Consider the following 26,922-nt stretch of genomic DNA (forward strand, 5'->3'; position numbering starts at 1 on the left):
ACTAATTTATTTTCCCTTTTAGCGTCAGCATCTTTTTTTCCAGCAAGTGCCAGCTTAAAATAGCCAGGGGAAGGCAAATGGCAACGGTATAAGCAAATAGTTGCAGGGGTTTTAAATTTCCCTGGGTAAAAGCTATTAGCATTTGCTGTACCGGGAAGGAAAATATATAAATACCATAAGTAAAATCGCCCCATTTACCGGCTTTGTTTGTGGGCAATTTTCTATACGAAAATAAGATAACCGCCAAGGGGATAAACCATAGTTGAAAATAGCCTATTGCTGGAAAAATAAGCGCAGCGCCAAGCAGCAGGCAGGCCATGAATAAAGAAAGGCCCGTGGATTTATTTTTAAAATCGTAGCCGGAAAGGTAAAGCAAGCCTGCATTGAGGAACAGCAAAGCATAATAGGCCGATTGGCCGTTTAAAAAATTAGATGAAGAAAAATATACAACATGATTGTTCCAAACATAGAGCAGGTTGTAAAAAACAATAAGCGCTATATACGTTTTTTTAAATTTACGATGCAGCCAAAAAACGATGGCCGTAAAAACATAAAGCCGTTCTTCAATAATCAGCGTCCACAATGAGCCGTTAACACCGTTTTCTTTTAAGTTGTGTTCAAAAACTCCGGGCAAGCCAAACTGGATGCCCGTTGCCGGAAAAATATTGCGCAAATAAGTGTAGGTTGTTGCGTTGCTAAAATAACTGGCCGTATTTAAATTGCTAAATAATGGGCCAATAATAAAGATAGATAATAAGCAAACTACAATCAACAAAGGTTGTATTCTTAAAAACCTTTTCCAGGCATATTGTAATAAAGAACCGGAATGAACCACACTTTTAGTAATGAGAAAACCGCTGATGGCAAAAAAAATCCCCAATGCTATAAAAGAGCCATCGTACCTGTGATGAGTGGCGAGCATAAATGGCTCAACATCGTACCGGTTTAGCAATGCATAACTATGAGAAAAGGCAATGAGCAATGCCGCTAATACCCTTAAAAAGTCAAAATTATTGGTGCCTCTTTCGATATATAAATTCATGTAGTGAATTTAGGCAATTGATTTTCCTTTCATTGCCGAAGATATGGCATTGTCCATTATGCGCTCTGCATAGGGCCTGCTTATATTGTTCAGTTCTTCAATTTTTGTATGTACCAGATTTTTATCGTTTAAGGAAAGTGATAGCTGTAGCGCCTGCATGGCTGCTGCTGTATTTTTTAATTCAAGCGCCGTAAGCTGGGCAATATTTTTTTGTAAAAACCTTTCGGTGGTTTGCAATAGTTGCTCGCCCTCTGTTTTGGCTTCTGCAAGCGCCCGGTTGGCAATATCTTCTTTAGCATGGGTAATGGAATCGAGGAGCATTTTTTCTACTTCGGCATCGGTAATGCCATACTGCGGCTTTATTTCTACAAATTGCTCCACCTGGCTACGCAGTTCTTTTGCGGCAACATTTAAAATACCATCGGCATTAATGGTAAAACTAATTTCCACTTTTGCAAGGCCGGCGGGCATTCCGGGTATTCCTTTTAAATTAAATTCTGCAAGCTTTCGGTTGTCCTGCACCAGGTCTCTTTCTCCCTGGTAAACGCTGATGCGCATATTGCTTTGCCCGTCAATTTGCGTTGTATATTGCCTCGATGCTTTGGAGGGGGTTTTTGAATTTCGGGGAATCAATACATCCATTAATCCGCCTGCAGTTTCAATGCCCAGGCTAAGCGGTGTAATATCCAGCAACAAAATATCCTGGTTGTTTCCCGCCAAAATATCGGCCTGTATTGCTGCGCCAAGAGAAACCACTTCATCGGGATTTAGGCTGTCGTTCACTGCTTTGCCAAAAAAATCACTTACCGATTTTTTTACCATCGGTACCCTTGTGGCACCGCCTACCATTACCACAGCATCAATATTTTCTTTAACGATACCTGCATCTTTTAATGCATTGCTGCAAGATGTAATGGTTTTGTCAATTAATGGTTGAATTAATGCTTCAAACTCATTTTTGGTAATAGATAAATTGAGGTTTTGAAATGCAGCAGTAAAATTATTTGCCTTTGATAAATGTTTTTTTGCTTCCTGTGCTTTTAAGCGTAGTTGCTGGCTGGTAGTATTGCCCTGTGCTTTAGGGTTGCCCTTAAAAATGTTTTTTTGTTTCCAAAATTCAACAATGGCCATATCCATATCATCGCCTCCGAGGTAAGTATTGCCATTTGTGCTCAGTACATCAAATACGCCATCGGCAATACGCAATATTGATACATCAAATGTGCCGCCGCCCAAATCATATACAGCAATAACTTTTTCTTCTTCTTTATTTAAACCAATACCATATGCAAGGCTTGCTGCTGTTGGTTCGTTAATAATCCTTAGTACATCGAGGCCGGCAAGCTTCCCGGCATCCCTTGTACCGTTTCTCTGGGCATCGTTAAAATAAGCAGGCACGGTAATTACCGCCCTGGTTACCGGCGTTTTTAAAATATGCTCGGCCCTTTGCTTTAATTCTTTTAAAATAAAAGAAGAGAGTTCTATAGGGGAATAAAATTTTTCGGCAACCTGCACTTTCACCAGGTTTTCGGTATTATCATCTATTATTTTATAACTATAAAAACCCGATTTGTTTTTTAAATCGTTATAACTTTTGCCCATTAATCGCTTTGCCGAAAAAATAGTTTGCTGCGGCGCTGTAATTAAATACTGAAGTGCTGCTTCGCCTACAGTAACATTTCCTATTTCGTCAAAATAAATAACGCTTGGCACCAGTGAACTGCCATCGTGCTCTTTTAAAGCAACGGCTTTTTTGCTTTCGGGGTGAATGATGGATACCAGGCTGTTGGTAGTGCCTAAATCAATACCCACAATTATTTCTTCTTGCTGCAGGCTGCCGGTTGCAATATTTATAGGAATTTTTGCCATGATTATTTTTTGCAAAAGTAAAACTAAAAAAGGCTGCCCGGTAATGGAGCAGCCTTTTCGTTTTTCGAATTAAGAAATTTAACGCAGCAAATACATTTTGCCGTATCCTTTATTAAAATATTTATCGGTACTGTTTACGCCTTCGCTAATAACATCTCCATTACTGTTGGTTCCGCCATACTTATCTAATTTTTTTCCATTGAGGTTGGTAATTACCCTGTAGAGGTACACGCCATTGGCCAGTTTTTGGCCATACATATCGGTACCGTCCCATTTGTAATCGGTAATGTTATTTCCTACATGAACAGAGCCTAACTCATCTTTGGTAATTTCCTTTACTACTTTACCAGTAATGGTTAAGATTTGGATGCGCAGGTTTTGCGGCACCTGGCTTCCGGTAATTGTAAATACAAATGCCGTAGAAGTGGTAAACGGATTGGGATAGTTGAGCAGGTTTGAAATCATGGGCTTGTTGATTACATTAAACAATACCCTGTAGTTTAAATAGCCTGCCTGGTTACCATTTACATCTTTGCCGGAAACCATCAATTCGTATTCACCATCATCGGGGAAATATGGCCTGAACTCAATGCTGGCCGTATTTTCGCCGGAGGACAAATCGGCCGGGATAAATTGCATGGTATCGCCAAAATTGTAGTTATGCAGGGTTTGATCGGGGTACCTTACCTGCAATTTAATTAAGGAAGTATCCTGCAATGCAAGAAAACGGCTTTCGTCTTTTAATTTTATAAGTACATTTGGCTTGCTGGAAACAATATCCCGGTTAAGAATATGCACCGCATCAAAAGTTACATCCAGTAAAGGATTAAATTTATCTGCACTTACCAATAAATCGGCATACAATACATTATTATAATGCAATTGTTCGGGCTGGTCCTGGTTGGGGTTCACATCCAATGCAACTGTATTAATTCCGCTAAGCGTCCGGGTGTCAATTAAGGCCCTTATAATTGCCGTATCGTTGGGTTGCAGTGGTTTTAATTTGGGAACCGAAATAATATGTGTTCCATTGGCCTCATCTATAACTTTTAAATCTACTTTAATGCTATCGGAAAAAGCCACCTGGCTAATGTTTTTAAAAGCCACTTCAAAAGGAACCTGTTCGCCCTGAGTAACGCTATCGGTCATATTGAAAAATAAATTAGTTGCCACAGCTCCTTCCGGTACAGGCAAATAATTTAGCCTCCAGTAATCCAGTTCATAAGGCGTACCTTTTAAGCTGTCGTATTGTTCCATTTGCAGTTTCACATAAGGATACTGGTTTGCATCTATTGACGAAATATCTACATGCTTGCTGGAACTATCGAGGTTCATGATTACTGTTTCGTTTCCTGAATTGGTGATACCGATAATTTTATATCGGATAGAATCTTTGGTAGGCGATTCTTTTGGTGCACCTCCCCAGTGAAAATATTTCCATTCATTTGCCGGTCCAAATACAGGTGAAGTTATCAATCCGTTTACCCTGGTAATAGTTAATGGCAAGGTAGCCGTAATAATTTGCGTAGCCGATAAGCCAATTTGCTGATAGGTAGCTGCCGGGCTATTTTTGGTAAATTTAAAAATAAATGGCTTGTTGGATGTAAACTGATCGAGCATGGAAAAGCCATAATTTTTCAACACGTGATACAACGATGAATCCGTTGACCCAAATGTAGTAGCATCTGTTGCCCATACCGGGGCAAACTGGTTGGTAACAGTACTATTTAGCAAAAGGTTGTACATTATGATGATGGAATTTGCCGGCATGGCATTAATAAACCTCACCACTTTTCTACGATCGGTTGCGCTGTTAAAAGGAAACTGAAACTGGTTAAACCTTGGCGCCGGAGCTGAGCTTTCGTACAAGCCTGTGCCATTTTGCAAAGCGTTTTTCCTTACCGTGCCGGTTATACCATCCAACACAACCAACTGCAAAGTATTAAAACTATTTCCCCAGTCGCTTACCGGGTATACACCCATTGTTATAAAGGTAAACGGATCGGTATTGGGCGGATAGTTACCGGTAGAAATATTCAACTCGGTATTATTAAAGTCAAACTCCAGTTTCCTGGCATCATTTAAATAAATATTGCTATATGCGCTTTTTAATTTTTGAAAATAATGTGCCTGGTTAAAACCCGGGCTGCTGTTTTGCAGGTATGTAAAAGAAAAACTGTTCCAAATATAATTGCCGGAACCGGTAGGTACAGTTGCCACTCTCCAATAATAAACTGTACTATCAATAAATGTTATGTTGGATGGGTTAAACTCCACAATACCACCGCTACCACTTGCATTATATGTTTTTTTGAAGGCAGAATTAAATAATTCCGTAGTATCAATTTCCATTACATAGTCCCTCATTTGGCCTAAAGGGTTTGCTGTATTGGCCACATAAGTAATATTTTGCTGGTTAACGATGGAATAGTTGTAAGGGGATGTTGGTCTTAACTCATCTTCAAAAATGTAAAAATCTTTGGTTACTGTATTGTTTGTTTCGCAAAGTTCATCTACCCTTCCCGTATAATCAAGCGATACTATAACCTGGTTTAACCCTTTATCGGTAGTAGGTGCAATAATGATGGGAAATTTTAAAGAATCCAAATAACGGGTACCCGGAACCAGGCTGTCGTACAAATTTTGAATGGTACCGGAGGGTAATTTTCTTTTTACACTTACCCTTATGGAATCGCCGGTTGCCCTGCCGATATTCATCATTTTTACATCTATTTCAAAACTTACATCTGCAACAGAAATAATTGCTGGCTTGGTTTTGATGAGGCTGTCTTCCACTACATAATCGGGTTTGTTGAAATTATTTATTTTAAGTGCAGGGTCGCCATGCAATGATATTTCTTCAAGGTGTACACGGGTTAAAAAATCGTTGCCCGGGGAATAGAGGCCGTTGATAACATTATCCAACTGCTTACCTACGCTGATTCCATACATGTTTTTAGAAAAATTACGGTAAAAAGCCCTGTTATAAAAATCAAGAAATGGCGGCACGCCAAAATGGGTATCAGCCAAAAAGGCAATGCTTCCCCTTTCGGGTGTTAATACATATTTTTCTGATAAAGTAAAATTAGCGCCAGACAAACGTAAAGGATCGAATGTATAAAAGTTACCGGCATTACAACCGCTTGCATGAAAGAAAGGGTATTTTCCGGGGTTGTGGTAATTTTCCGGCGTACTTAAATTAAATTCAAAAGTAGTTGCAGATGAGTGTCCAAAATATCCAATATAGCTCAGGCCCTGGTCAAACAATTCCAAAATACGCAAGCTATTGGCTTCCTGTATTACACTGCTGCTGGTTTTAGTAAATGTTTCTACATGACCACCAAAAAGTGTGTCTTCAACAATAACTTCGTAATTATACATATACTGTGAGAACAAATTGTTTTCGGAGCTGTCTTTACCCCCAACAACATGCAACACGTTTTTCATCCAGGCTTTATCATTAATATAACAGGATGGTAATCGTTGCGCTGTTTCATACTCTTCCATTTTTTGCAGGTAAGTATGTACCTCGCCACCGTTAATGGCGGCTAAGCGCCCAATGGGCACAACAGGCGCCGTGGTTCCCGGAGGGCAGGTAAGCAGGATATCTGAAGCAGGCCATCCAAAAGTAGGCACAAGGTCTATGAGTGGGAGCCTGGGGTCACTGTCTAAATTTTGAGAACGATAATCGTAATAAGAAACGCCACGGCCAATGATAAAAATATATTGTGGCTTAATTTGAAATTGCTGTTCACTATATAAAATAAAATTTCTCAGGCCATCGGGATGGTTTTTGATACCATAACCAAACTGGTCGGTAATTTCATTAATATCATAAATTTTTGAATTAAAGCCGCCGCCGTTTGCAGAAGCCCGGTAAGCACGGTATTGTTCTACATAATTATTTCCGCTACCATCGTTAAACAAAAGGCTGCTGGAAATAATTGCGTAATCGCCCTGCTGATCAATATTATTATAATTTACAAAATTTCGTGTATTTGCCTGGTTCACGTTATAAATATTATTGGCATCCTGGCTCACCAAAATAAACTTTCTAACCGGTTCTGCAGAAGCTGGTAATGCAAAACGAATTTTTCCGGGAACCGAAGTAATATCGCCTACATATCTTTTACCCAAGGTGAGATCGTAAAGCACAGGCGGAATGCTGCCGTAGGTAAAATTTGATATTTGTAAATGATTGCCAGCACCTGCTGCAGGCAATTCAAAATAAAAGTTTTTAGCAGCATTAAAGTTGTAGGTAGCCGGGTAAGTAATACCCATTGAGCCTACCACAATCCTGTCAGTAGTTGTAGCAAAAAGGTTTTGTACAAACAGGGTTGCTGTAGGATTGGTTCCCAAAAGAGACAAGGGTAAATCGGGCATCTCAATTTTTTTATAGTTAAATCCAGCTATGGGAACTTCAGTAATTACGTTTGCATTTAACCTAACCCTCACATTGCGGATATTGGGTGCATTACCGGCAATATTTGCCCACACGGTTAAGCTGTTTGGCGGCCCTGCAATATATTGGTTTAAATTAGTGAGCGATTGGGCAAGCGATCCTGCAGAAGTGATATTGGAGCTTGTCCATCCTTCACCCGGATCGAAAGATGCTGAATAAACATATTCACCTGCATCATGTGCCCATCCACGATTGAGGTTGTTGCGGAAATTCACCACAATTTTTCTCATAAAAAAAGCATCTGGTGTGGGATTTGCCGGTGTTCCATTTGCTTCATCGGTAAACCGCAGGTTATTTCCTGCTGGGTTTACGGTTAAAAAATAAGAAGCCGTATCATAAATGAGGCTGTATTTATCTGCAAGTTGAAAATCGGGGTTGCGGTATAATATCTTATCGGGTTTACCATCGTTTTTTTCTCCCCAAAATTCTATAAAGCCGCCACCGGGCAAAGCTGCGCCGGAAACAGAAGTATATAACCTTACCTGCTGCCCGTTTCTCCACAATTGAAAATGATCTGCATTAACGGCATCAAGCCCTAAACCGGCAAGTACCGATTGTGGAATTCGGGTTAAGGTATCGGCAGCCAGCTGAAACTTATAATAGGTTTTTGAATAATCAATCCAGCTATTATTCCATTGTGCAGCTACATCAAGGCTCAATATTAATAAAAGGGCTAAAAATATTTTTTTCATTATTTCAGGATATTATAAGTTAATCTTCATGTTTTTTGGTAAGGTTAATCCTCAGCGAAACAATATGGGTGTATAATGGGTTTTGCTGATTGGCTAAATTGGTAAAAGCATAATCAACCGATACATTTTTAATTTTAAAACCTGCACCGGCGCTGGGTTGATAAATCCATACTTTCTTTTGGTTTAAAGTATCTTCATCTGCCAGTGCTTTTTGAAAGTTGGTAATACCGCCCCTAATAAAAAACACATCATTTATAGATGCTTCCAATCCCAAATGCGGATCAATACTTACCGGGTTACTGCTGAGTATTGTATTTCTTTTACCGTCAAATGTAAGGTCAACATTTGCCTCGGCCAGTAATTTAATTTTATCGCTAATGGAGAAATTATAAGCGCCGCCCAATACCAGCCTCGGCGCAGTGAGTTCGGTGGATTTTATGGGAATATCATTTTTAGTTAAATAAAGTACTTCCTTTTCCTGCTCGGTAAATTTAAAACTCCAGGCATTAAATGTGGTGGTAATATCCCTGGCCATTAAACCAAGCCTCCATTTTTTTCTTTGAATTTGAATTCCTGCATCTAGGCCAAATCCCCAGGCGCTGGCAAAATGACCTACTTTTCTATAAATAACTTTGGCATTGGCGCCTACGCTTATTTTTTTATCATCTTCATCTTTAATCTTTTGGGCAAATGAAAAAAGAAAAGCATAATCTGCCGATGAAAATGCCTGAACATTATTGTAATTGATGCTGCCATCGGGCTCTACCAAAAACAAAGTATTGGGAATATCATCTACGGCAAAACGCAGTAAAGAAAAACCCAGCGTTCGTTTATTGTCCTGTACCGGAATGGCCAGCGAAGCATATTCATATTTTGCAATTCCGGAAAAATATTCGGCATGCATTAAAGCAATGTTGGGGACATCTTTTACGCCGGTAAGGCCTGCCGGGTTCCAGTATCCTGCAGAAGCATCATTTACACTGGCTACCTGGGCATTGCCCATTGCCAGGCCACGTGCCCCTGCGCCAATATTTAAAAATTCGTTGGAATACTTTCTGAACTGACTATAGCTTTTACCAGGCAGTAAAAGGCCAATAAGGAAGAAAGCAGCAAGGCTTTTTTTCATGTTTTCTTGGTTGGTAAGTTACAAGTTTGGATAATAACGCATTTATTTAAACGTAGTTTTACTAATAAAATTGTGCATTATATTTTTTCATAATATGAATAAATGGTAAATCTAATGTTTTTATCTGCCTTAAGGCATAAATATTAAAAATAGATGATTAAAGTTTTGCTTTTGCTGCTTAGGTTTCTAAAGCAAGATAAGCCAAATTAACTTCCGGCATTTGCAAAAAACTACTCATTTTTGCAATCCATTTTAAATAGTAACATGAATAAATTAATAGAAGAACTTAAATGGCGGGGTATGTTGCAGGATATAATGCCCGGAACCGAAGAACAGTTAAACAAAGGGATGACCACGGCTTATATTGGATTTGACCCAACAGCCGAAAGCCTGCATATTGGCGGCATGGTACAAATATTATTATTAGTGCATTTACAAAAAGCAGGGCACAAACCACTTGCACTTGTTGGTGGCGCTACAGGTATGGTAGGCGACCCAAGCGGTAAAAGCGCCGAAAGAAATTTATTAAGCGAAGATGTACTTCAAAAAAACCTTGCAGGCATACAAAAGCAATTAGAAAAATTTCTCAATTTTGAAAGATCCTTACCCAATGCCGCCGAAATAGTTAATAACTATGATTGGTTTAAACCCATTGGCTTCCTTGATTTTATAAGAGATGTAGGCAAGCATATTACCGTAAATTATATGATGGCCAAAGACAGTGTAAAGAAAAGGATTGAAGGTGATAGCGGTATTTCTTTTACCGAATTTACTTATCAACTTATACAAGGCTATGATTATTATTGGCTGTATAACCATAAAAACTGCAGGCTGCAAATGGGCGGCAGCGACCAATGGGGAAATATAGTTACCGGTACAGAACTAATAAGAAGAAAAAGCGGTGGTGAAGCTTTTGGCTTTACCTCTCCGCTAATTACAAAAGCCGATGGCAGCAAATTTGGAAAATCGGAAGCCGGCAATATTTGGCTTGATGCTGAAAAAACTAGCCCTTACCAGTTTTACCAGTTTTGGGTAAATGCCAGCGATGCCGATGCAGCAACATGGATTAAAATTTTTACTTTCCTGGATAAAAAAACCATTGAAGGAATAATAGAAAAGCACAACATCAACCCCGGCGAAAGGTTATTGCAAAAAACACTGGCCAAAGAAATTACTTTATTTGTACATGGCGCAGATGAATACCAAAAAGCCATTGACACTACGGCTAAACTTTTTGCCGCTCAAAATGCCGCTGCAGAAGACATGGGTATTGATGATTTGAACAACCTGGAAGGAATTATAAAAAAAGAAATTGACAAAAATAAAATTACCGCAGGTGTAGATGTAATAAGCCTTGTAGCCGATACGGAAATTTTTAGCAGCAGGGGCGAAGCCAGGAAAATGCTGCAAAATGGAGGACTAAGCATCAACAGGAAAAAAATTACCGATGTACAGGAGCAGATAGATAACAAATGGTTGCTGCACAACCAATACCTTTTAATTCAAAAAGGAAAAAAAAATTATTACCTCGTAAAAACCGTTTAGCTATATTTAAAAATTATTCTACCTCTACCTGTTTTTTCCGCACAGCACCTTTGCTCACTTCGGGAATAAATTTACGTTCTGCAAGGTTATAGCCATTACCTCTTTCCAGGAAATGTACTTTTAGGTTTTCGATACAAAATGGGTTGCCGTCGGGTATATCGGCAATATTGCTGTAGCCAATATCGTAACCATCAATTACAATTACACAACCACTGCCTATGGCTTCCATTTTATTGCCTTCGGAAATAATCATACCGGTATCTTCGCCCAGGCCCACACCAATGCAGCCGGGGTTGCACACTACGGCTTGGGCCAGCCTTCCAAACCTTCCTCTTTTTTCAAAATGAGAATCAAAAATGGCGTTGTTTACAAAACCCAGGCCGGTAGTAATTTTTACTGTTCCTTTTAAATGCGCCTTATCTGCGCTGCCTTCATAAATCATGGTATTGCTCATGGCCATGGCTCCGGCAGAAGTGCCTGCAATAATAAAGCCTTCTTCTTTACGGTACCTTTCTTTTAAAATAGTTAAAAACTCTGTGCCGCCATCGGTTACGCTAAGCCTTAGCTGGTTGCCGCCACTAAACATTACGGCATTACTATTACGTATCCGTTCCAGGTAGCTTTTATTTACTGTATCTTTTCGGGAGCGTATATCCATGATGCCAATATTGGTGCACCCAATTTTTCCAAATGCATTGAGGTAGTTTTTGCCTACTTCAACAGGTATGGTACTGGCAGTGGTAATTACCTCTATTCGGGCACCGGTGCCGCCAGCTTCTTCTACAATTCGCCGGAGTATACCCAGTTCAAAAAAATTGAGATTATCCCGGTGTATTTCGCCTTTTTCCAAATCGGTGCCTTTATCTTCGGCACCACCTATAGCAACTAATTTCCCTTTTGGAGCTATCATTAATACTTTTTTTGGGTTAACGCAAAAATAATGTAAAACGTATCGTAATAAACTTTAAGAGTTATTAACGTGTGTTAATTGCTGTATAAAATATTATAATACCTACCCAGCATTTTATGATATAAGCAAATTTATTTTTCCCGGTTAACTGGTTATTTGTTGTTCCCTGCAAAACTGCCTCAACAATTATAAAAAACTTTTTCTTAACTTCCTGCTTTAAAAAATACCAAAAAAATTTTAATGAAAATTGTAGAAATAAAAGTGATGCGGGGGCCAAATTTCTGGAGCGTTCGCCGTTCCAAGCTAATACAAATGAAACTCGACCTGGAAGATTTGGAGCAAAAACCTACTAATCTTATCCAGGGTTTTAAAGAAAGGATGGAACAATTAATGCCTTCTTTATACGAGCACCGATGCAGTGAAGGCGAACCCGGTGGTTTTTTTAACCGGGTTATAGAAGGTACCTGGATGGGCCATGTTATAGAACATATTGCATTGGAAATTCAAACTTTGGCCGGTATGGACACAGGTTTTGGCCGCACCAGAGGAACAGGCATTGAAGGCGAATACTATGTATGCTTTAGTTACCTGGAAGAAGATGCAGGCGTTTATGCAGCTAAAGCCGCTGTAAGAATTGCCGAAGCCTTAATTGATGATAAACCTTATGACTTAACAGACGATATACAAAGACTAAGGGAAATAAGGGAAGATACCCGGCTTGGGCCAAGTACAGGTTGTATTGTAGAAGAAGCAGGTAAAAGAGGAATTCCATTTATAAGATTAAATAAACATTCCCTGGTGCAACTTGGTTATGGTGTACACCAAAAACGCATAAGGGCAACCATTGCCAGCACTACCGGTAATATTGCCGTAGATATTGCCTGCGATAAAGAAGAAACAAAAGCCCTACTGGAAGCTGCCGAAATTCCGGTTCCACGTGGCGTTGTTATCCGCACCGAGGAAGGCTTAAAAGATGCCGTAACCCGGTACGGTTATCCACTGGTTATAAAACCCATTGATGGCAACCATGGCAAAGGAAATACCACCAATATTAACACCTGGGAACAAGCATTAACAGCATTTGCTGCTGCCAGGTATTTCAGCCGTAGTGTTATTGTAGAACGCTTTATTACGGGCTTCGATTTTAGAATTTTAGTAATCAACTACAAATTTATTTGTGCGGCATTACGTACACCTGCTGCAGTAACCGGTAATGGAAAAAGCAGCATTCAGCAACTCATAGATGAAACCAATAAAGACCCTCGCCGTGGATATGGCCATGAAAAAGTTTTAACCCAAATTACCATTGACCAGTTTACCCAAAAAATGCTGGACGATAAAGGCTATACTTTAGATACCATACCTGCCAAAAAAGAACTGGTATTACTAAAACCTACGGCAAATTTAAGTACCGGCGGAACCTCTACCGATGTAACCGACGAAGTGCACCCTGCCAACATTTTTATGTGTGAGCGCATTGCAAAAATTATAGGCCTGGATATTTGTGGTATTGATATAATGGCCACCGATCTCAAAACACCAGTTTCGGAAAATGGTGGCGCCATTTTGGAAGTGAACGCTGCACCGGGTTTTAGGATGCATATTGAACCAGCCGAAGGTTTACCCCGCAATGTTGCAGAGCCCGTTGTTGATATGCTTTTCCCCAAAGGCAGCAGTGGCCGCATTCCCATAATTGCCGTTACCGGCACCAATGGTAAAACAACTACTACAAGAATTACAGCGCATATTGCAAAAATTGCCGGTAAAAAAGTAGGCTATACAACAAGTGATGGTGTGTATATTCAAAACCAACTGATGATGCGTGGGGATTGTACCGGGCCGGTGAGCTCTACTTTTGTGCTTAAAGACCCTACGGTAGATTTTGCCATTTTGGAATGTGCCCGAGGCGGGATTTTAAAAAATGGGCTGGCATTTCAAAACTGCGATGTAGCCATTGTTACCAATGTAGCATCGGACCACATGGGCCTGGGCGGCATTAACACCCTGGAGCAAATGGCCAAGGTTAAAGCCGTGGTTCCCGAAACGGTATTTCCGCATGGCTATGCAGTTTTAAATGCAGACGATGACCTTGTATATGAAATGAGAAAAAGCCTCAACTGCAATATTGCCCTTTTTAGTATGGATGAAAACAACGCAAGAATAAAACAGCATAGTAAAAAAGGCGGTTTATCTACTGTTTTTGAAAATGGATACATTAGTATTTTAAAAGGCACCTGGAAGATAAGGGTAATGCATGTAAAAGACATACCGGTAACCTTTGAAGGCAAGGCTATCCATAATATAAATAATTGCCTGCCTGCTATAATGGCTGCATATCTGTACAGGGATATTAGTATTGAAGATATTCGCTCGGCATTAAGCTCTTTTTTACCTTCATCCACACTTACGCCGGGAAGGTTAAACTTCTTTAATTTTAAAAATTTTACCATACTGGCCGATTTTGCCCATAACCCACATGGTTTAAACCTGCTTTGCGATTTTGTTAATAAATTAGACTATCACAAAAAAATTGGGGTAATAAGTGGTACCGGCGACAGGCGTGATGAAGACATTAAGGAACTGGGAAGCATCAGCGCAAAAAATTTTGATGAAATCATCATCCGATGTGATAAAAATTTAAGAGGTCGCACTGCCGATGAAATAATCGGACTGCTCAAACAGGGTATTGAAGAAGAAAATGCGATAATACCTACCATGACCATTGCCGATGAAAACCAGGCCCTGGAATACATTTATGAAAATTATCAACAAGGAGCGCTTTATGTAATAATGTGTGATGTGGTTGCCGGCGCATTAGATAAAATAAAAGAATTAAAAACAAGGGAAGAAAAGGTTTTGGAGGGTTAAAACTCTTAACCGATTTTTGCTAATAATAAAAAGTAAAACCCTTATTTTTGCAGCCCCAAACCAAAAAACCATGTTTGGATTGGGTTCACCTCAATTAAAAGGGTAATAGTAAAACTGGGTTATGGTGTAATGGTAGCACAACAGATTTTGATTCTGTTTGTCTAGGTTCGAATCCTAGTAACCCAACAAAAAACCCTTAAATTTTCAATATTACAAGACATCATCATACATACTGGGGTGTAGTGTAACGGTAGCACCACAGATTCTGATTCTGTTTGTCTGGGTTCGAATCCTAGCACCCCAACAAATACTTAACTCCCGGCAAAAAATGGCCGGGATATTTTTTGCCCATTTTTTTTATTTTTTTCCCTCCTTCATTTCCTGTTTTTAATTACTTTTAGCATTGTGTAAATTTTACACGATTTCAATTTTTAATTTTCGTTTGCATGAACACTGCTTCTACCGGATTTAAACCCAAACTTTCGCTGGTACAAATCATAAACATGAGTGTGGGCTTTTTTGGCATCCAGTTTGGATGGGATTTACAAAGAGCCAATATGGGCCGCATTTACGAAAACCTGGGCGCCAACCCCGATGATGTGCCTTTACTGTTTTTAGCAGCGCCACTTACCGGCTTACTCGTTCAGCCCATTATAGGATATTTAAGTGACCATACCTGGCATCCAAGATGGGGCCGCAGGAGGCCTTATTTTTTAATTGGCGCTATTATAAGTTCTATTGCATTAATTTTTATGCCACACAGCAGTGTATTATGGATGGCAGCAGGCCTGCTTTGGGTATTGGATGTATTTGGCAACGTAACTATGGAACCCTTCAGGGCATTTGTAACCGATAAACTGCCCGATAGCCAGGTAAACCGTGGATTTATTATGCAAAGTTTTATGATTGGGCTTGGAGGAAGCATCGCCTCGGCTTTACCCTGGATTATGAATAATATTTTTGGCAAAGAAAATACAGCTGTGGCCGGTGGCATACCGGAAAATGTAAAATTTTCTTTTTACCTCGGCGCTTTCTTTTTCCTTGCAGCGGTTTTATACACAGTATTTACTAGCAAAGAATATCCTCCGGCTGACTTAGGTTATAAAGACAAAGTAAAAGAATCCAATAAAGGTTTTGGTGGCGGCGCAAGAGAAATTCTTCATGCATTAACCAATATGCCGCCAAAAATGAAAGCCATAGCGCTGGTACAATTTTTTACCTGGCCGGGATTGTTTTTAATGTGGTTTTATTACACCACTGCAGTGGCAGTAAATATTTTTGGTGGTACAAATGCCAGCGATAAAGTTTATGCCGAAGGCGCCGATTTTGGCAGCCTCACTTTATCCTATTATAGCGTGGTAACTTTTTTATTTGCATTGGTTTTACCTTTTATTGCCGATAAGCTGGGCCGAAAACTTACCCATGCCATTTGCCTTTTGGCTGGGGCTATTGGCCTTATAAGCGTAGGATGGGTAGAAAATAAATATATGCTTTACGGTTGCATGACCGGCGTGGGCATTGCCTGGGCAAGCATTTTAAGTATGCCTTATGCCATGCTCAGTGGCGTATTGCCAAGGGATAAAGTAGGAATTTATATGGGTATTTTTAATTTCTTTATTGTACTGCCCGAAATTATTGCTTCGCTTGGCTTTGGGTGGTTAATGAGAACGGTATTGAATAACGACAGGGTGCTTGCCGTACAGGTAGGCGGTGGCTTAATGATTATAGCTGCAATTATTTGTTTGCTGATCATTAAAGAATCAAAAAGCGAAACAAATACATGAACAGGATAAATTTCATTTAACATGAAAAAAAATATTGCCTTTATCATTTTCTTTTTTATTGTTTCTACCGTATTTGCCCAGGTAATCAACCTTTACCCTACCAACTGGTGGGTGGGTATGAAGTGGAATAATGTGCAGGTATTGGTTCATGCAGATTATAATATCAGCAACAGTAAAGTAGCCATTGTACATCCTGGGGTTACCATTAAAAAAATATCAAAATTTGAAAACCAAAAATACATTGCCATTGACCTTTCTATTGCTGCAAACGCAAAAGTAGGTGAAGTAAAAATTAATTTTACGCAAGATGGAAAAACCCAATCTATATTTTGGCCTTTAGACAATAAGCGCCAGGGAAATAGCACACAGTATGCACAGGGAGTAACGGCCAAAGATGTGTTGTACCTTATTATGCCCGACAGGTTTAGTAATGGAGACGAAACCAACGACCGCATCATTGGCATGAAAGACCAATCGCTCAACAGGGATACCGTTTTCAACAGGCATGGCGGCGATTTAAAAGGCATACAAAACCATCTGGATTATTTAAATGATTTTGGCGTAACCGCAATTTGGCTCAACCCTGTTTTGGAAAACGACATGCCCCACCGCACCGAACATGGCTATGCCATTACCGATCACTATAAAGTAGACACAAGGCTGGGTGGCTACCAGGCTTATAAAAACCTTGTTGATGCCTGCCATGCAAAAGGAATGAAAATAATACAGGACGCCATTTACAACCATACCGGTTTATGGCATTTTCTTTTCCAGGACCAACCCGATAGTAGTTGGTTTAACCGATGGCCCACTTTTACGCAAACCAATTATAAAGATCAGCTCTTATTTAACCCTTATGCATCCGAAAACGAAAAGAAAATTATGAGTGATGGATGGTTTGTAAAGGAAATGCCCGACTGGAACCAGCACAACCTTTTTGTGGAAAAATTTTTAATTCAAAATGCCATTTGGTGTGTTGAAGAATTTGGCATAGACGGATGGCGCATTGATACTTACGCCTATAACGATTTAGAGTTTATGAACCGTTGCAACAAGGCTTTATATACCGAGTATCCAAAAATTACTTTATTTGGTGAAACCTGGGTACATGGCGTTCCCAACCAGGCTTATTTTTGCGAAAATAATTTCAATATTCCTTTTAAAAGCAACCTGCAGGCAACTACAGATTTTCAATTGCTTTTTTATGGCATACAACCTGCGCTTTTGGAAAAATTTGGATGGACAGAAGGCGTAAATAAATTATACACTACCACAGCATACGATTTTATGTATAAAGACCCTATGCGGCAGGTAATTTTTCTTGATAACCATGACCTGGCAAGGTTTTACTCTGTATTAAATGAAGATACTGCAAAGTATAAAATGGCCTTCAACTGGTTAATGACCTATCGGGGTATCCCACAAATGTATTATGGAAATGAAATTTTATTAACCGGTTTTACTTCTCCTAATGACGGTCATGTACGACAGGATTTCCCAGGTGGCTGGAAAACAGATAACATAAATAAATTTTCGGCAACGGGAAGAACATTTAAAGAAAACAGTCTTTTTAATCAAATGAGGCAAATTACCCGATACCGCAAGCAATCTACTGCCCTGCAAACCGGTAAATTAATGCAATACCTGCCAGTGGATGGGCTTTATGTATATTTTCGTTATGATGCATCGGCTACCGTAATGTGCGTCATGAATACATCAGAAAAAGAAAAACCCATTGATTTTAATAATTACCCCGAACAAACCTCGGGCTTTAAACAAGGCCGGGAAATAATAAGCGGGGAAGTTTATACCGGTAAATTTAATATACCTGCCATGACGATGCAGGTACTGGAATTAACAAAATAACCGTTTAAAAGGCCAATAAGCACCGCCTGTTTCTTAAAGAAAAAAAATCTTTCAGGCAGTGGCTTATTTTAAAATAATGTGTTAAATTTACACATTAATGATTGCCTGTTTTTTTATGGGATAAATCCATGAGGCAATACGGGTTATTTTTTGAATTTTTGGATTACCAATTTTACCATTGGTCAACCTACTAAAAAGATTTTAAAATTTACTTGCATATGAAAAAATTTGCCATCTTACTATTGGCTTCTTTTATTGTTCTCTCTGCCACTGCCCAGCAGCGTCTTTTAACATGGGCGCCAGAATTTGCAGCAGATAATTCTTCTATTACCATTACGGTTGATTGCAACAAAGGCAGCCAGGGTTTACTTAATTATGAAGGCGGAAACTCCAATAATGTATATGTTCATATTGGAGTAATAACCAGTGTAAACCCGGTTGCTGGTGCATGGCAATATGTTCCTTTTAGCTGGGGCTCTACAACTGCTGCCGCAAAAGCTACGCCATTAGGCAATAATAAATATTCCTATACTATTACCAATATCAGGGCGTTTTTTGGCGTGCCTGCCGGTGAAACTATTTTAAAAGTAGCTACCATTTTTAGAAACGCAACAGGCAGTTTAAAGCAGGTAAACTCCGATGGCAGCGATATGTATGTACCGGTATATGGAGCAGGTGAATTTGCAGTAAGGATGAACTTACCTCCTTTTGAACCCCGTTTTATTCCCTGGCTTGAACCCATAACCGCCGGTATTGGCCAGCAAATTGGCATTACAGGTGTAAGCTCACAAAATGCAAACCTATCCTTAACGCTTAATGGAAATAATATTGGCACTGCAAATGGATTAAGTACAATTTCCGCTTCGCCAACACTCAGTACCAGTTGCGACCAAAAAGTAATTTTAACAGGAACCAATGGCCCCAATACCGCAAAAGATTCATTCAGCTTTTACATTCCACCATCAACAGTAGTGGAAAACCTGCCTGCTGGTGTTCAGGATGGCATTAATTATTTGCCCGGCAATACCTCCGTTACCTTGGTGCTTTTTGCGCCGGGGAAAACCTCGGCTGTAGTAATTGGGGATTTTTCCAACTGGCAATCGTCCTGTACCTATCAAATGAAAAAAACACCAGATGGCAACAGATTTTTTATTACACTTACGGGGCTTACTTCAGGCACTATTTATAAATTTCAATATGTTGTAGATGGCACTATTACCATTGCCGATCCATACTCAGAGCTCATACTTGATCCCTGGAACGACCAGTACATTTCTGCTAATACCTTCCCCAATATGCCTGCTTATCCCACGGGATTAACCAGCGGAGTGGTAGGTACATTTCAAACGGCTGCGCCGCAATATACCTGGTCGAACAGCAGTTATTCAAGGCCCGATAAAAAAAGCATTGTTGTTTATGAACTCCTGCTGAGGGATTTTTTAGCCAGCGGAAACTGGCAAACACTTACCGATACACTTAATTATTTACAAAGGCTGGGAGTTAATGCCATTGAAGTAATGCCTTTTAACGAGTTTGACGGCAACAGCAGTTGGGGTTATAATCCCGATTTCTTTTTTGCACCCGATAAAGCCTATGGTACAAAAAATAATTTAAAACGATTTATTGATTCGGCACATAGCAAGGGCATGGCCGTAATTATGGATGCCGTACTCAACCATGCAACAGGTTTATGCCCGCTTGTACAGCTATGGTGGAACAGCGCCAACAATACACCTGCTGCCAATAGTCCGTTTTTTAATGTTACCTCAACACATCCCTTTAGTGTATTTAATGATTTTAACCATGAGTCGGAAGCAACTAAATATTTTGTATCACGCTATATACGGCATTGGCTCACCGAATATAAACTGGATGGCTTCCGCTGGGATTTATCCAAAGGGTTTACACAACATGTATCTACAAATGTAGGCAGCTGGAATACTTACGACCCAAGCAGGGTGGCTATTTGGAACAGGTATTACGACAGCACACAGGCAGTGAGCAATGGCTCCTACTGCATATTGGAACACTTAGGTAACGACGATGAAGAAGCGGCATTATCTAATATTGGCATGCTGCTTTGGGGAAAAATGACCGACCAGTATAATCAAAATACCATGGGCTTTGCTTCCAATTCAGATATCAACAGGGCATTTGCCTTAAACAGGGCAGGCTGGTCGAAATTACATTTGGTTACATATGCCGAAAGCCATGATGAAGAACGCATCATGTATAAAAATTTAACCTTTGGCAATTCAACCAATGCAGCACATAATGTAAAGAATTTACAAATTGCTTTATCCAGAACGGAAGCCATGATGCCATTTTTACTTTTAATTCCAGGGCCAAAAATGCTTTGGGAGTTTGGGGAGCTGGGTTACGATAAATCTATTTTTATGTGTGAAGACGGCACCGTTCCACAACCTTATGGCACAGATAATTGCAAATTAGCGCCCAAGCCTCCATTATGGAATTATTATAGCGATGCAGCAAGAAAAAAAATATTTACTGTTGTATCGGGCTTAAATGCTTTGAGAAAAGCAAAGCCCAATGCCTTTTTGAGTAATGCCATCAGTGGGAACCTGGGAAGCACCCTGCTCAAATTCTTAATCATCAACCACCCTGATTTATCGGTAGTAGCCATGGCCAACTTTGATGTAACGGCACAAAATATTACGGTTACTTTTCCCTCTGCCGGCACATGGACCAATTATTTTACCCAGGCAACTTATAGCGCTACAGGTGCCGCTCAAACCATCAATCTTCAGCCAGGAGAATACAGGGTGTACGTAAATCAATCCAATTGTACCACAGCAGCGCCATCGGCTACTACACCAGTTGTTTATTGCCAGGGGGCAAATGCAAATGTATTAACTGCTTCAGGTTCTGGCTTACTTTGGTACACAACGGCAACAGGCGGCACAGGTTCTTCTACAGCTCCTGCGCCCTCTACCGCAAATGTAGGCAACACTTCATATTATGTAAGCCAGACAGTAGGCGGGTGTGAAGGCCCAAGAACAGAAATTGTGGTAACCGTTTCGGGTTTACCTTCTGCACCTACAGCTACCACTACAATAAATTATTGCCTTGGAGATGCTGCAACAGCATTAAATGCAACTGGTTCAAATTTACTTTGGTTTACAACTGCAACCGGTGGCACAGGTACTTCAACTGCACCTACTCCTGCTACAACATCTGTTGGCAGCACAATTTATTATGTATCGCAAACTGCAAATGGCTGCGAAAGCCCAAGAACGGCAATTACAGTAAACGTTACAGCTACACCTACTGCCCCAACAGCAACAAGCCCGATAAATTATTGCCAAAATGCAACGGCAACACCTTTAATAGCAACAGGCTCTAATTTACTTTGGTATGCAAATGCAACGGGTGGAACAGGCAGTAGCACTGCACCTATACCATCAACAGCAACAGTAGGGTCTGTTAGTTATTATGTAAGCCAAACCCAAAGTTGCGGCGAAAGCCCAAGAACAGAAATTGTTGTAGTTACTAATGCCATCCCATCTGCGCCTGCTGTAACAGCTAATTATAGCTATTGTCAAAATGTTGCTGCAACAGTGCTTACTGCAACCGGCTCCAATTTATTATGGTACACTTCGGCATCGGGTGGCCAGAGTAGCGCTACGCCACCTACTCCTTTAACCAATACAGCAGGTTCAACAAACTATTATGTTTCACAAACGGTAAACGGATGTGAAAGCCCGAGGGCAATGATTACAGTTTCCGTAAATGCTGCACCATCTGCGCCAAACGTAACAAGTACTATTAGCTATTGCCAAAATGCAACGGCAACACCTTTAATAGCAACAGGCTCTAATTTACTTTGGTATGCAAATGCAACGGGTGGTACAGGAAGCGCTACAGCGCCAACACCTTCTACTGCAAATTTGGGAAACACTAATTACTATGTTTCACAAACTGCAAATGGTTGTGAAAGCCCAAGAGCAATGATAACGGTAACCATCAATGCAGCACCAGCAGCACCGGCTGTTACAGCAGAAATTACCTATTGTCAAAATGCAACGGCTACCCCATTAACGGCAAACGGAAACAGCCTGCTCTGGTATTTGGTTCCTACAGGTGGCACAGGTTCTTTCACAGCTCCTACTCCATCAACAACTACTGCAGGCGTTACTATGTATTTTGTAAGCCAGTTTAATAATTGTGGCGAAAGCCCAAGGGCAACTATTACAGTTACGATTAATGCAACGCCTGCTTCTCCATCTGGTTTAACAGTAACCAATATAACCGCTACATCTGCTACCCTTTCATGGACAGGCAGTACAGGAAGTTTTTACTATGTACAATATAAAGAATCAACAAGCAGTAGCTGGGTTACCGCAGCATCGGCAATAACCATTACAACATTAGATATTTCTAATTTACTTATGGGAAAAACTTACGATTGGAGGGTAAGCGCCAATTGCGATAATACCAATAGCGGGAACTATGCTGCTTCCCAGTTCGGCACTTCATCAAGAAATAACCAAATTACCAATATTAAAAATGGCATTGGTATTAAAATTTCTCCCAACCCGGTAATGGGCAGTAATGCCATTATAGATTATAGCGTATCGGAAAATGGCAAAGTAGAAATTGCTGTTGTAAACTCTGTGGGACAGGTAGTAAAAAAATTAGAACAAGCAAACCGTACCGCAGGGCAATATAGCTTTACCATCACAAACCAGTTGGACAACCTTGCTTCTGGCGCTTATTATTTAAAACTAACACAAAACAAAAAGCACAACAGTATACTCTTTGTTAAAGTACCATAAGCAATATTAAAATGACAGCAGAAGAACAAAAGCAAATAGCCATTGCCAAGAGCCTTCAAACAGAGCAAGGAGAGGTTGAAAAAATAAATAAAATTGCCCTTTCTATTGACCTGGCTATTTTTGGTTTTAGTGAGAATACACTAAAGGTTTTATTAATAAGGAGCGATTTAAAAAAATATAAAGAACAATGGAGCCTTTTGGGCGACCTTATAAAACCCACAGAAGAACTGGATACAGCCGCATACCGGGTGTTGCGCCAGCGTACAGGAATGGACGATGTTTTCCTGGAACAGGTGCATACTTTTGGCGAAGTAAAAAGACACCCTGCAGGCCGGGTGGTAACCATTGCTTATTATTCTTTAATAAATATTGAACACCATAAACTTAATATTTTAGATAACGAACTGCACTGGCATGATGTAAAATCGGTAACCAACCTGGCTTTTGACCACCAGCAAATTTTTGAAACCTGCTATAGGCGTTTACAAAAACGCATACAGGAACACCCGCTGGGTTTTAGCCTTTTGCCCAAAAAATTTTCACTTAGAGAATTGCAAAACCTTTATGAAGCCATCTTAGATACCAAACTAGACAGAAGAAACTTTCGTAAAAAATTCTTTTCGATGGATTTACTTACCGATATGAACGAAATGGAAAGAGATGTGCCACACCGCCCAGGTAAACTTTACCAGTTTAATTATAAAAAATACGAAAAGAGAAAAAAAGTATGGGTAGGAATAGATTTTTAATGACATGCAGCGTAAGTTAATGATAAACAGCCGTATAAGAAAGGTTATTTGGGCCAGATAATGTTAAAAACAGCGGCAAAAAATAATTCGTTAAAAAAGTTAAAATTATTATAAAAAATATACCTTCGTGTAAAATGTACACATACTATTTGTGTATAATTTACGCATTGTTTTTTTCAATTCTAAATCGATAACGTTTGCATTATGAAAAAATGTAACCAAGCAATTTCCAAAATTGTCTCTGCTTGCCTGCTGTTTATGAGTATCTCAGTAACAGTATTTGCACAAACCGTTGTTACCGGCAAAGTAACCAACTCCAGTAACGGATTGCCCGTAGTAGGCGCTACCGTTACCATAAAAGGTACAGACACCAGGACCCAAACAAACAGTTCCGGTGAATACAGTATCAAAGTATCATCTTTAAATGCAGTACTTGTCTTCACATCTGTTGGCTATAACATGCAGCAGGTTGTAGCTTCCAATGCAGCAAATGTAGTGCTGAGCGAAGCGGCACAAAAACTTGAAGACATTGTAGTGGTTGCCTACGGCACCCGTAAAAAAACAGACCTTACCGGCTCTGTTACTGCAGTATCTTCCAAAGACTTTCAAAAAGGAAACATTGCCTCTAGCGAACAATTGCTACAGGGTAAAGTTGCCGGCCTGGAAGTAACTACCGGCGGAGGTTCGGCAGGTGGCGGAAGTAAATTAAGGATACGTGGCGGCGCTTCCCTATTTGCCAGCAACGACCCATTGATTGTTATTGATGGCGTGCCGGTAGAAGGCAACGGCATTGCAGGTTCGGCAAATCTTCTCAATACCATTAACCCAAATGATATTGAGAGCATGAGTGTGCTTAAGGATGCTTCTGCAACTGCACTGTACGGTGCAAGGGCAACAAATGGCGTAGTAATTATCAGCACTAAAAAAGGTACAAGCCGTAAACCGGTATTTAATTTCAATACTAAAATTTCAATGGGTAGTGTTGCTAATAAAGCAAAGGTTTTATCTGCTGATGAAGTAAGAAATATTGTAAACAGTTCGGGCAACAACACCTACATCCCATTATTGGGAAGCGCCAATACCGACTGGCAGGACCAGATATATCAATCTGCCTTAGGCTTTGACAATAACATTAGTGTTGCCGGTAAACAAAGGATGGCAAAAGATTTTGAATTGCCTTACCGGTTATCACTTGGTTATTTAACACAGGATGGTGTTTTAAAAACCAATAATTTCAAAAGGTTAACAACTGCTATTAACTTATCCCCTAAATTTTTGGATAACCACCTTAGCCTAAACATTAATGCAAAACTGGCCAATACCAAAAACCGTTTTGCCGATGAAGGCGCTATTGGAACCGCCATTACCTTTGACCCAACAAAACCCGTAAATTCCGGCGTAAAAAAATATGGTGGCTTTTGGGAGTGGGAACTGGGTGGATCGCCTCTTGGTTTAGCGCCACGTAACCCACTTGGCCTGCTGGAATTAAGGAACAACAGATCTACCGTAAACCGTTTTATAGGAAATATACAGGTAGATTATAAATTCCACTTCTTTCCCGATTTACATTTTTTGGCTAATATTGGTATGGACAGGTCACATGGTGAAGGAAAAGATATTGTTGATTCTACTTCGGTAGTTTCCGTTTTAAGCTTTAGCAACAAAGGCCGCCTTACAAAATATAACCAAACCAAAACCAGCAAACTTGCCGATGTACAATTATTTTATGAAAAAGAATTTTCAGCAGGCAATAAAATTGATGTGCTGGTAGGCCATGGTTACCAGGAGTTTTTTACATCCTGGGATAATTTCCCCACCTATTTCCAAAACGGCACATTAAATACCGGAGAAGCAGCACCACTTTATCCTGATGATAAAAATGGTTTTGCCATTGACTCGTACCTGGGAAGAATGAACCTTACTTTGGCCGATAAATATTTAATTACCGCATCAATAAGAAGAGATGCCAGTTCAAAATTTGCAAAAGATAAAAGAGTAGGTTATTTCCCTGCCGTTGCTTTGGCCTGGAAATTAAAAGATGAATTCTTTAAAAATACCTCTGTTTTAACCGACCTAAAATTAAGGGCAAGCTGGGGTACCACGGGCCAGCAGGATGGTATTGCTTTAAACTACTACCTGCCTATTTATTACCAGGGCCAAAACAGCGCCCAGTTTGAATTTGGTGGCCAATATTACAATAACTACAGGCCTACTGCCTTTAACTCCGATTTAAAATGGGAAACCACCGAAACAAGCAATTTAGGCCTTGATTTTGGTTTTATCCAAAACAGGGTTACCGGTTCTATAGATGTATATCAAAAGAAAACAAAAGATTTATTAAGTTATATTGATGTAGCCCCCGGCGCAAACTTTGATATTACCATTTTGAAAAACGTTGGTAACCTCGAAAATAAAGGTGTTGAATTTACCATAAATACTGTGCCGGTTAAAACTCAAAAGCTCATCTGGGATTTTGGCTTTAATATTTCATATAACAAAACAGAAATTACCAAACTCAACCAGCATCAAGGTTCTGGCTATAAAGGTATATTAACCTCTGGCATCAGTGGCGGTACTGGAAATAATATTGGTGTATTAGCCGTAGGTTACGCTCCTTATACCTTCCTCCCTTATACACAGGTGTATGGCCAGGATGGCAAACCCATTGAAGGATTGTATGATGATATAGACAGGGATGGCGTAGTAACAGAAACCGGCGACAGGAATTATTTCAAAAAACCTGCCCCGGATTATATGTTTGGTATCAGCACTGGTGTTACTATAAAAGATTTTACGCTTAGCATTGCCGGGCACGGTATGCTGGGCAATTATTTGTACAACAATTTTAACTCAGAAAATGGGGTTTTAAGAAATATACTAAACCCGGTTTTGTATATTGGCAATGCATCGGTAAATTATAATGAAACCCATTTTTCCAACAACAGGTACCTTTCTAATTATTATATAGAAAATGCAAGTTTTTTCAAATTAGATAATATTAACCTTGGTTATAATCTTGGTAAAGTAATCAATAATAAAACCAACCTAAGAGTGAATGCCAGCATACAGAATGTATTTGTAATTACAAAATATACCGGTGCCGACCCGGAAAATGCCAGCAGTTCAGGCGTAGATAATAATATTTATCCCCGCCCACGCATTTTTAGTTTAGGAGCCAATTTAGATTTCTAATTTAATTTTAAAAATCATTTC

The 26,922-nt window shown here is 39.8% G+C and carries 12 protein-coding genes and 2 tRNA genes; 9 read left to right on the forward strand and 5 right to left on the reverse strand.

Going from position 1 to position 26,922, the window contains the following annotated elements:
- Position 1: 1 nt before the first annotated feature.
- From IPO46_04430 to IPO46_04445, 4 genes are all read right to left on the reverse strand, one after another.
- Positions 2–1,042, reverse strand: a complete 1,041-nt coding sequence (locus IPO46_04430) for an acyltransferase (GenBank protein ID QQS63835.1) — start codon at positions 1,040–1,042, stop codon at positions 2–4.
- Positions 1,043–1,051: 9 nt separating this feature from the next.
- Complete coding sequence (gene hscA, locus IPO46_04435) at positions 1,052–2,911, reverse strand: Fe-S protein assembly chaperone HscA (protein QQS63836.1); 1,860 nt, start codon at positions 2,909–2,911, stop codon at positions 1,052–1,054.
- 78 nt (positions 2,912–2,989) lie between these two features.
- Positions 2,990–8,065 (reverse strand): hypothetical protein, encoded by a 5,076-nt coding sequence (locus IPO46_04440; protein QQS63837.1) that lies wholly within the window; start codon positions 8,063–8,065, stop codon positions 2,990–2,992.
- A 19-nt stretch (positions 8,066–8,084) separates the two neighbouring features.
- Entirely contained in the window at positions 8,085–9,191 is a 1,107-nt protein-coding gene (locus IPO46_04445) for a PorV/PorQ family protein (GenBank protein QQS63838.1), read from the reverse strand.
- 264 nt (positions 9,192–9,455) lie between these two features.
- Between IPO46_04445 and IPO46_04450 the strand changes: the two genes are divergently transcribed.
- Entirely contained in the window at positions 9,456–10,736 is a 1,281-nt protein-coding gene (locus tag IPO46_04450) for a tyrosine--tRNA ligase (GenBank protein QQS63839.1), read from the forward strand.
- A gap of 13 nt (positions 10,737–10,749) precedes the next feature.
- Here IPO46_04450 and IPO46_04455 read toward each other — a convergent pair whose 3' ends face one another.
- Positions 10,750–11,646 (reverse strand): cyanophycinase, encoded by an 897-nt coding sequence (locus IPO46_04455; GenBank protein QQS63840.1) that lies wholly within the window; start codon positions 11,644–11,646, stop codon positions 10,750–10,752.
- A gap of 240 nt (positions 11,647–11,886) precedes the next feature.
- Here IPO46_04455 and cphA point away from each other — a divergent pair, with 240 nt between their 5' ends.
- The 8 genes from cphA to IPO46_04495 all read left to right on the forward strand — a co-directional run bounded on the left by cphA (position 11,887) and on the right by IPO46_04495 (position 26,901).
- Complete coding sequence (gene cphA / locus IPO46_04460; GenBank protein QQS63841.1) at positions 11,887–14,514, forward strand: cyanophycin synthetase; 2,628 nt, start codon at positions 11,887–11,889, stop codon at positions 14,512–14,514.
- 115 nt (positions 14,515–14,629) lie between these two features.
- A tRNA-Gln gene (locus IPO46_04465) sits at positions 14,630–14,700 on the forward strand.
- A 47-nt stretch (positions 14,701–14,747) separates the two neighbouring features.
- Positions 14,748–14,818 (forward strand) — tRNA-Gln (locus IPO46_04470).
- 142 nt (positions 14,819–14,960) lie between these two features.
- The gene (locus IPO46_04475) at positions 14,961–16,298 is read left to right on the forward strand and encodes an MFS transporter (GenBank protein QQS63842.1); all 1,338 of its coding nucleotides are present in this window, start codon (positions 14,961–14,963) and stop codon (positions 16,296–16,298) included.
- A gap of 21 nt (positions 16,299–16,319) precedes the next feature.
- Positions 16,320–18,164 (forward strand): cyclomaltodextrinase N-terminal domain-containing protein, encoded by a 1,845-nt coding sequence (locus IPO46_04480; GenBank protein QQS63843.1) that lies wholly within the window; start codon positions 16,320–16,322, stop codon positions 18,162–18,164.
- Between the two features lie 218 nt (positions 18,165–18,382).
- Complete coding sequence (locus tag IPO46_04485; protein ID QQS63844.1) at positions 18,383–22,960, forward strand: fibronectin type III domain-containing protein; 4,578 nt, start codon at positions 18,383–18,385, stop codon at positions 22,958–22,960.
- Between the two features lie 11 nt (positions 22,961–22,971).
- Entirely contained in the window at positions 22,972–23,709 is a 738-nt protein-coding gene (locus IPO46_04490) for an NUDIX domain-containing protein (protein QQS63845.1), read from the forward strand.
- A 258-nt stretch (positions 23,710–23,967) separates the two neighbouring features.
- Complete coding sequence (locus IPO46_04495) at positions 23,968–26,901, forward strand: SusC/RagA family TonB-linked outer membrane protein (GenBank protein ID QQS63846.1); 2,934 nt, start codon at positions 23,968–23,970, stop codon at positions 26,899–26,901.
- The last annotated feature ends 21 nt before the right edge of the window (positions 26,902–26,922 follow it).

Source organism: Chitinophagaceae bacterium, from assembly GCA_016699815.1.
In the GTDB taxonomy this organism is placed as follows: Bacteria; Bacteroidota; Bacteroidia; order Chitinophagales; family Chitinophagaceae; genus Ferruginibacter.

Bases quoted from the DNA above. Each gene is read 5' to 3' on its own strand.
- IPO46_04430 (QQS63835.1), bottom strand. From the start codon at position 1,042: ATGAATTTATATATCGAAAGAGGCACCAATAATTTTGACTTTTTAAGG.
- hscA (QQS63836.1), bottom strand. From the start codon at position 2,911: ATGGCAAAAATTCCTATAAATATTGCAACCGGCAGCCTGCAGCAAGAA.
- IPO46_04440 (QQS63837.1), bottom strand. From the start codon at position 8,065: ATGAAAAAAATATTTTTAGCCCTTTTATTAATATTGAGCCTTGATGTA.
- IPO46_04445 (QQS63838.1), bottom strand. From the start codon at position 9,191: ATGAAAAAAAGCCTTGCTGCTTTCTTCCTTATTGGCCTTTTACTGCCT.
- IPO46_04450 (QQS63839.1), top strand. From the start codon at position 9,456: ATGAATAAATTAATAGAAGAACTTAAATGGCGGGGTATGTTGCAGGAT.
- IPO46_04455 (QQS63840.1), bottom strand. From the start codon at position 11,646: ATGATAGCTCCAAAAGGGAAATTAGTTGCTATAGGTGGTGCCGAAGAT.
- cphA (QQS63841.1), top strand. From the start codon at position 11,887: ATGAAAATTGTAGAAATAAAAGTGATGCGGGGGCCAAATTTCTGGAGC.
- IPO46_04475 (QQS63842.1), top strand. From the start codon at position 14,961: ATGAACACTGCTTCTACCGGATTTAAACCCAAACTTTCGCTGGTACAA.
- IPO46_04480 (QQS63843.1), top strand. From the start codon at position 16,320: ATGAAAAAAAATATTGCCTTTATCATTTTCTTTTTTATTGTTTCTACC.
- IPO46_04485 (QQS63844.1), top strand. From the start codon at position 18,383: ATGAAAAAATTTGCCATCTTACTATTGGCTTCTTTTATTGTTCTCTCT.
- IPO46_04490 (QQS63845.1), top strand. From the start codon at position 22,972: ATGACAGCAGAAGAACAAAAGCAAATAGCCATTGCCAAGAGCCTTCAA.
- IPO46_04495 (QQS63846.1), top strand. From the start codon at position 23,968: ATGAGTATCTCAGTAACAGTATTTGCACAAACCGTTGTTACCGGCAAA.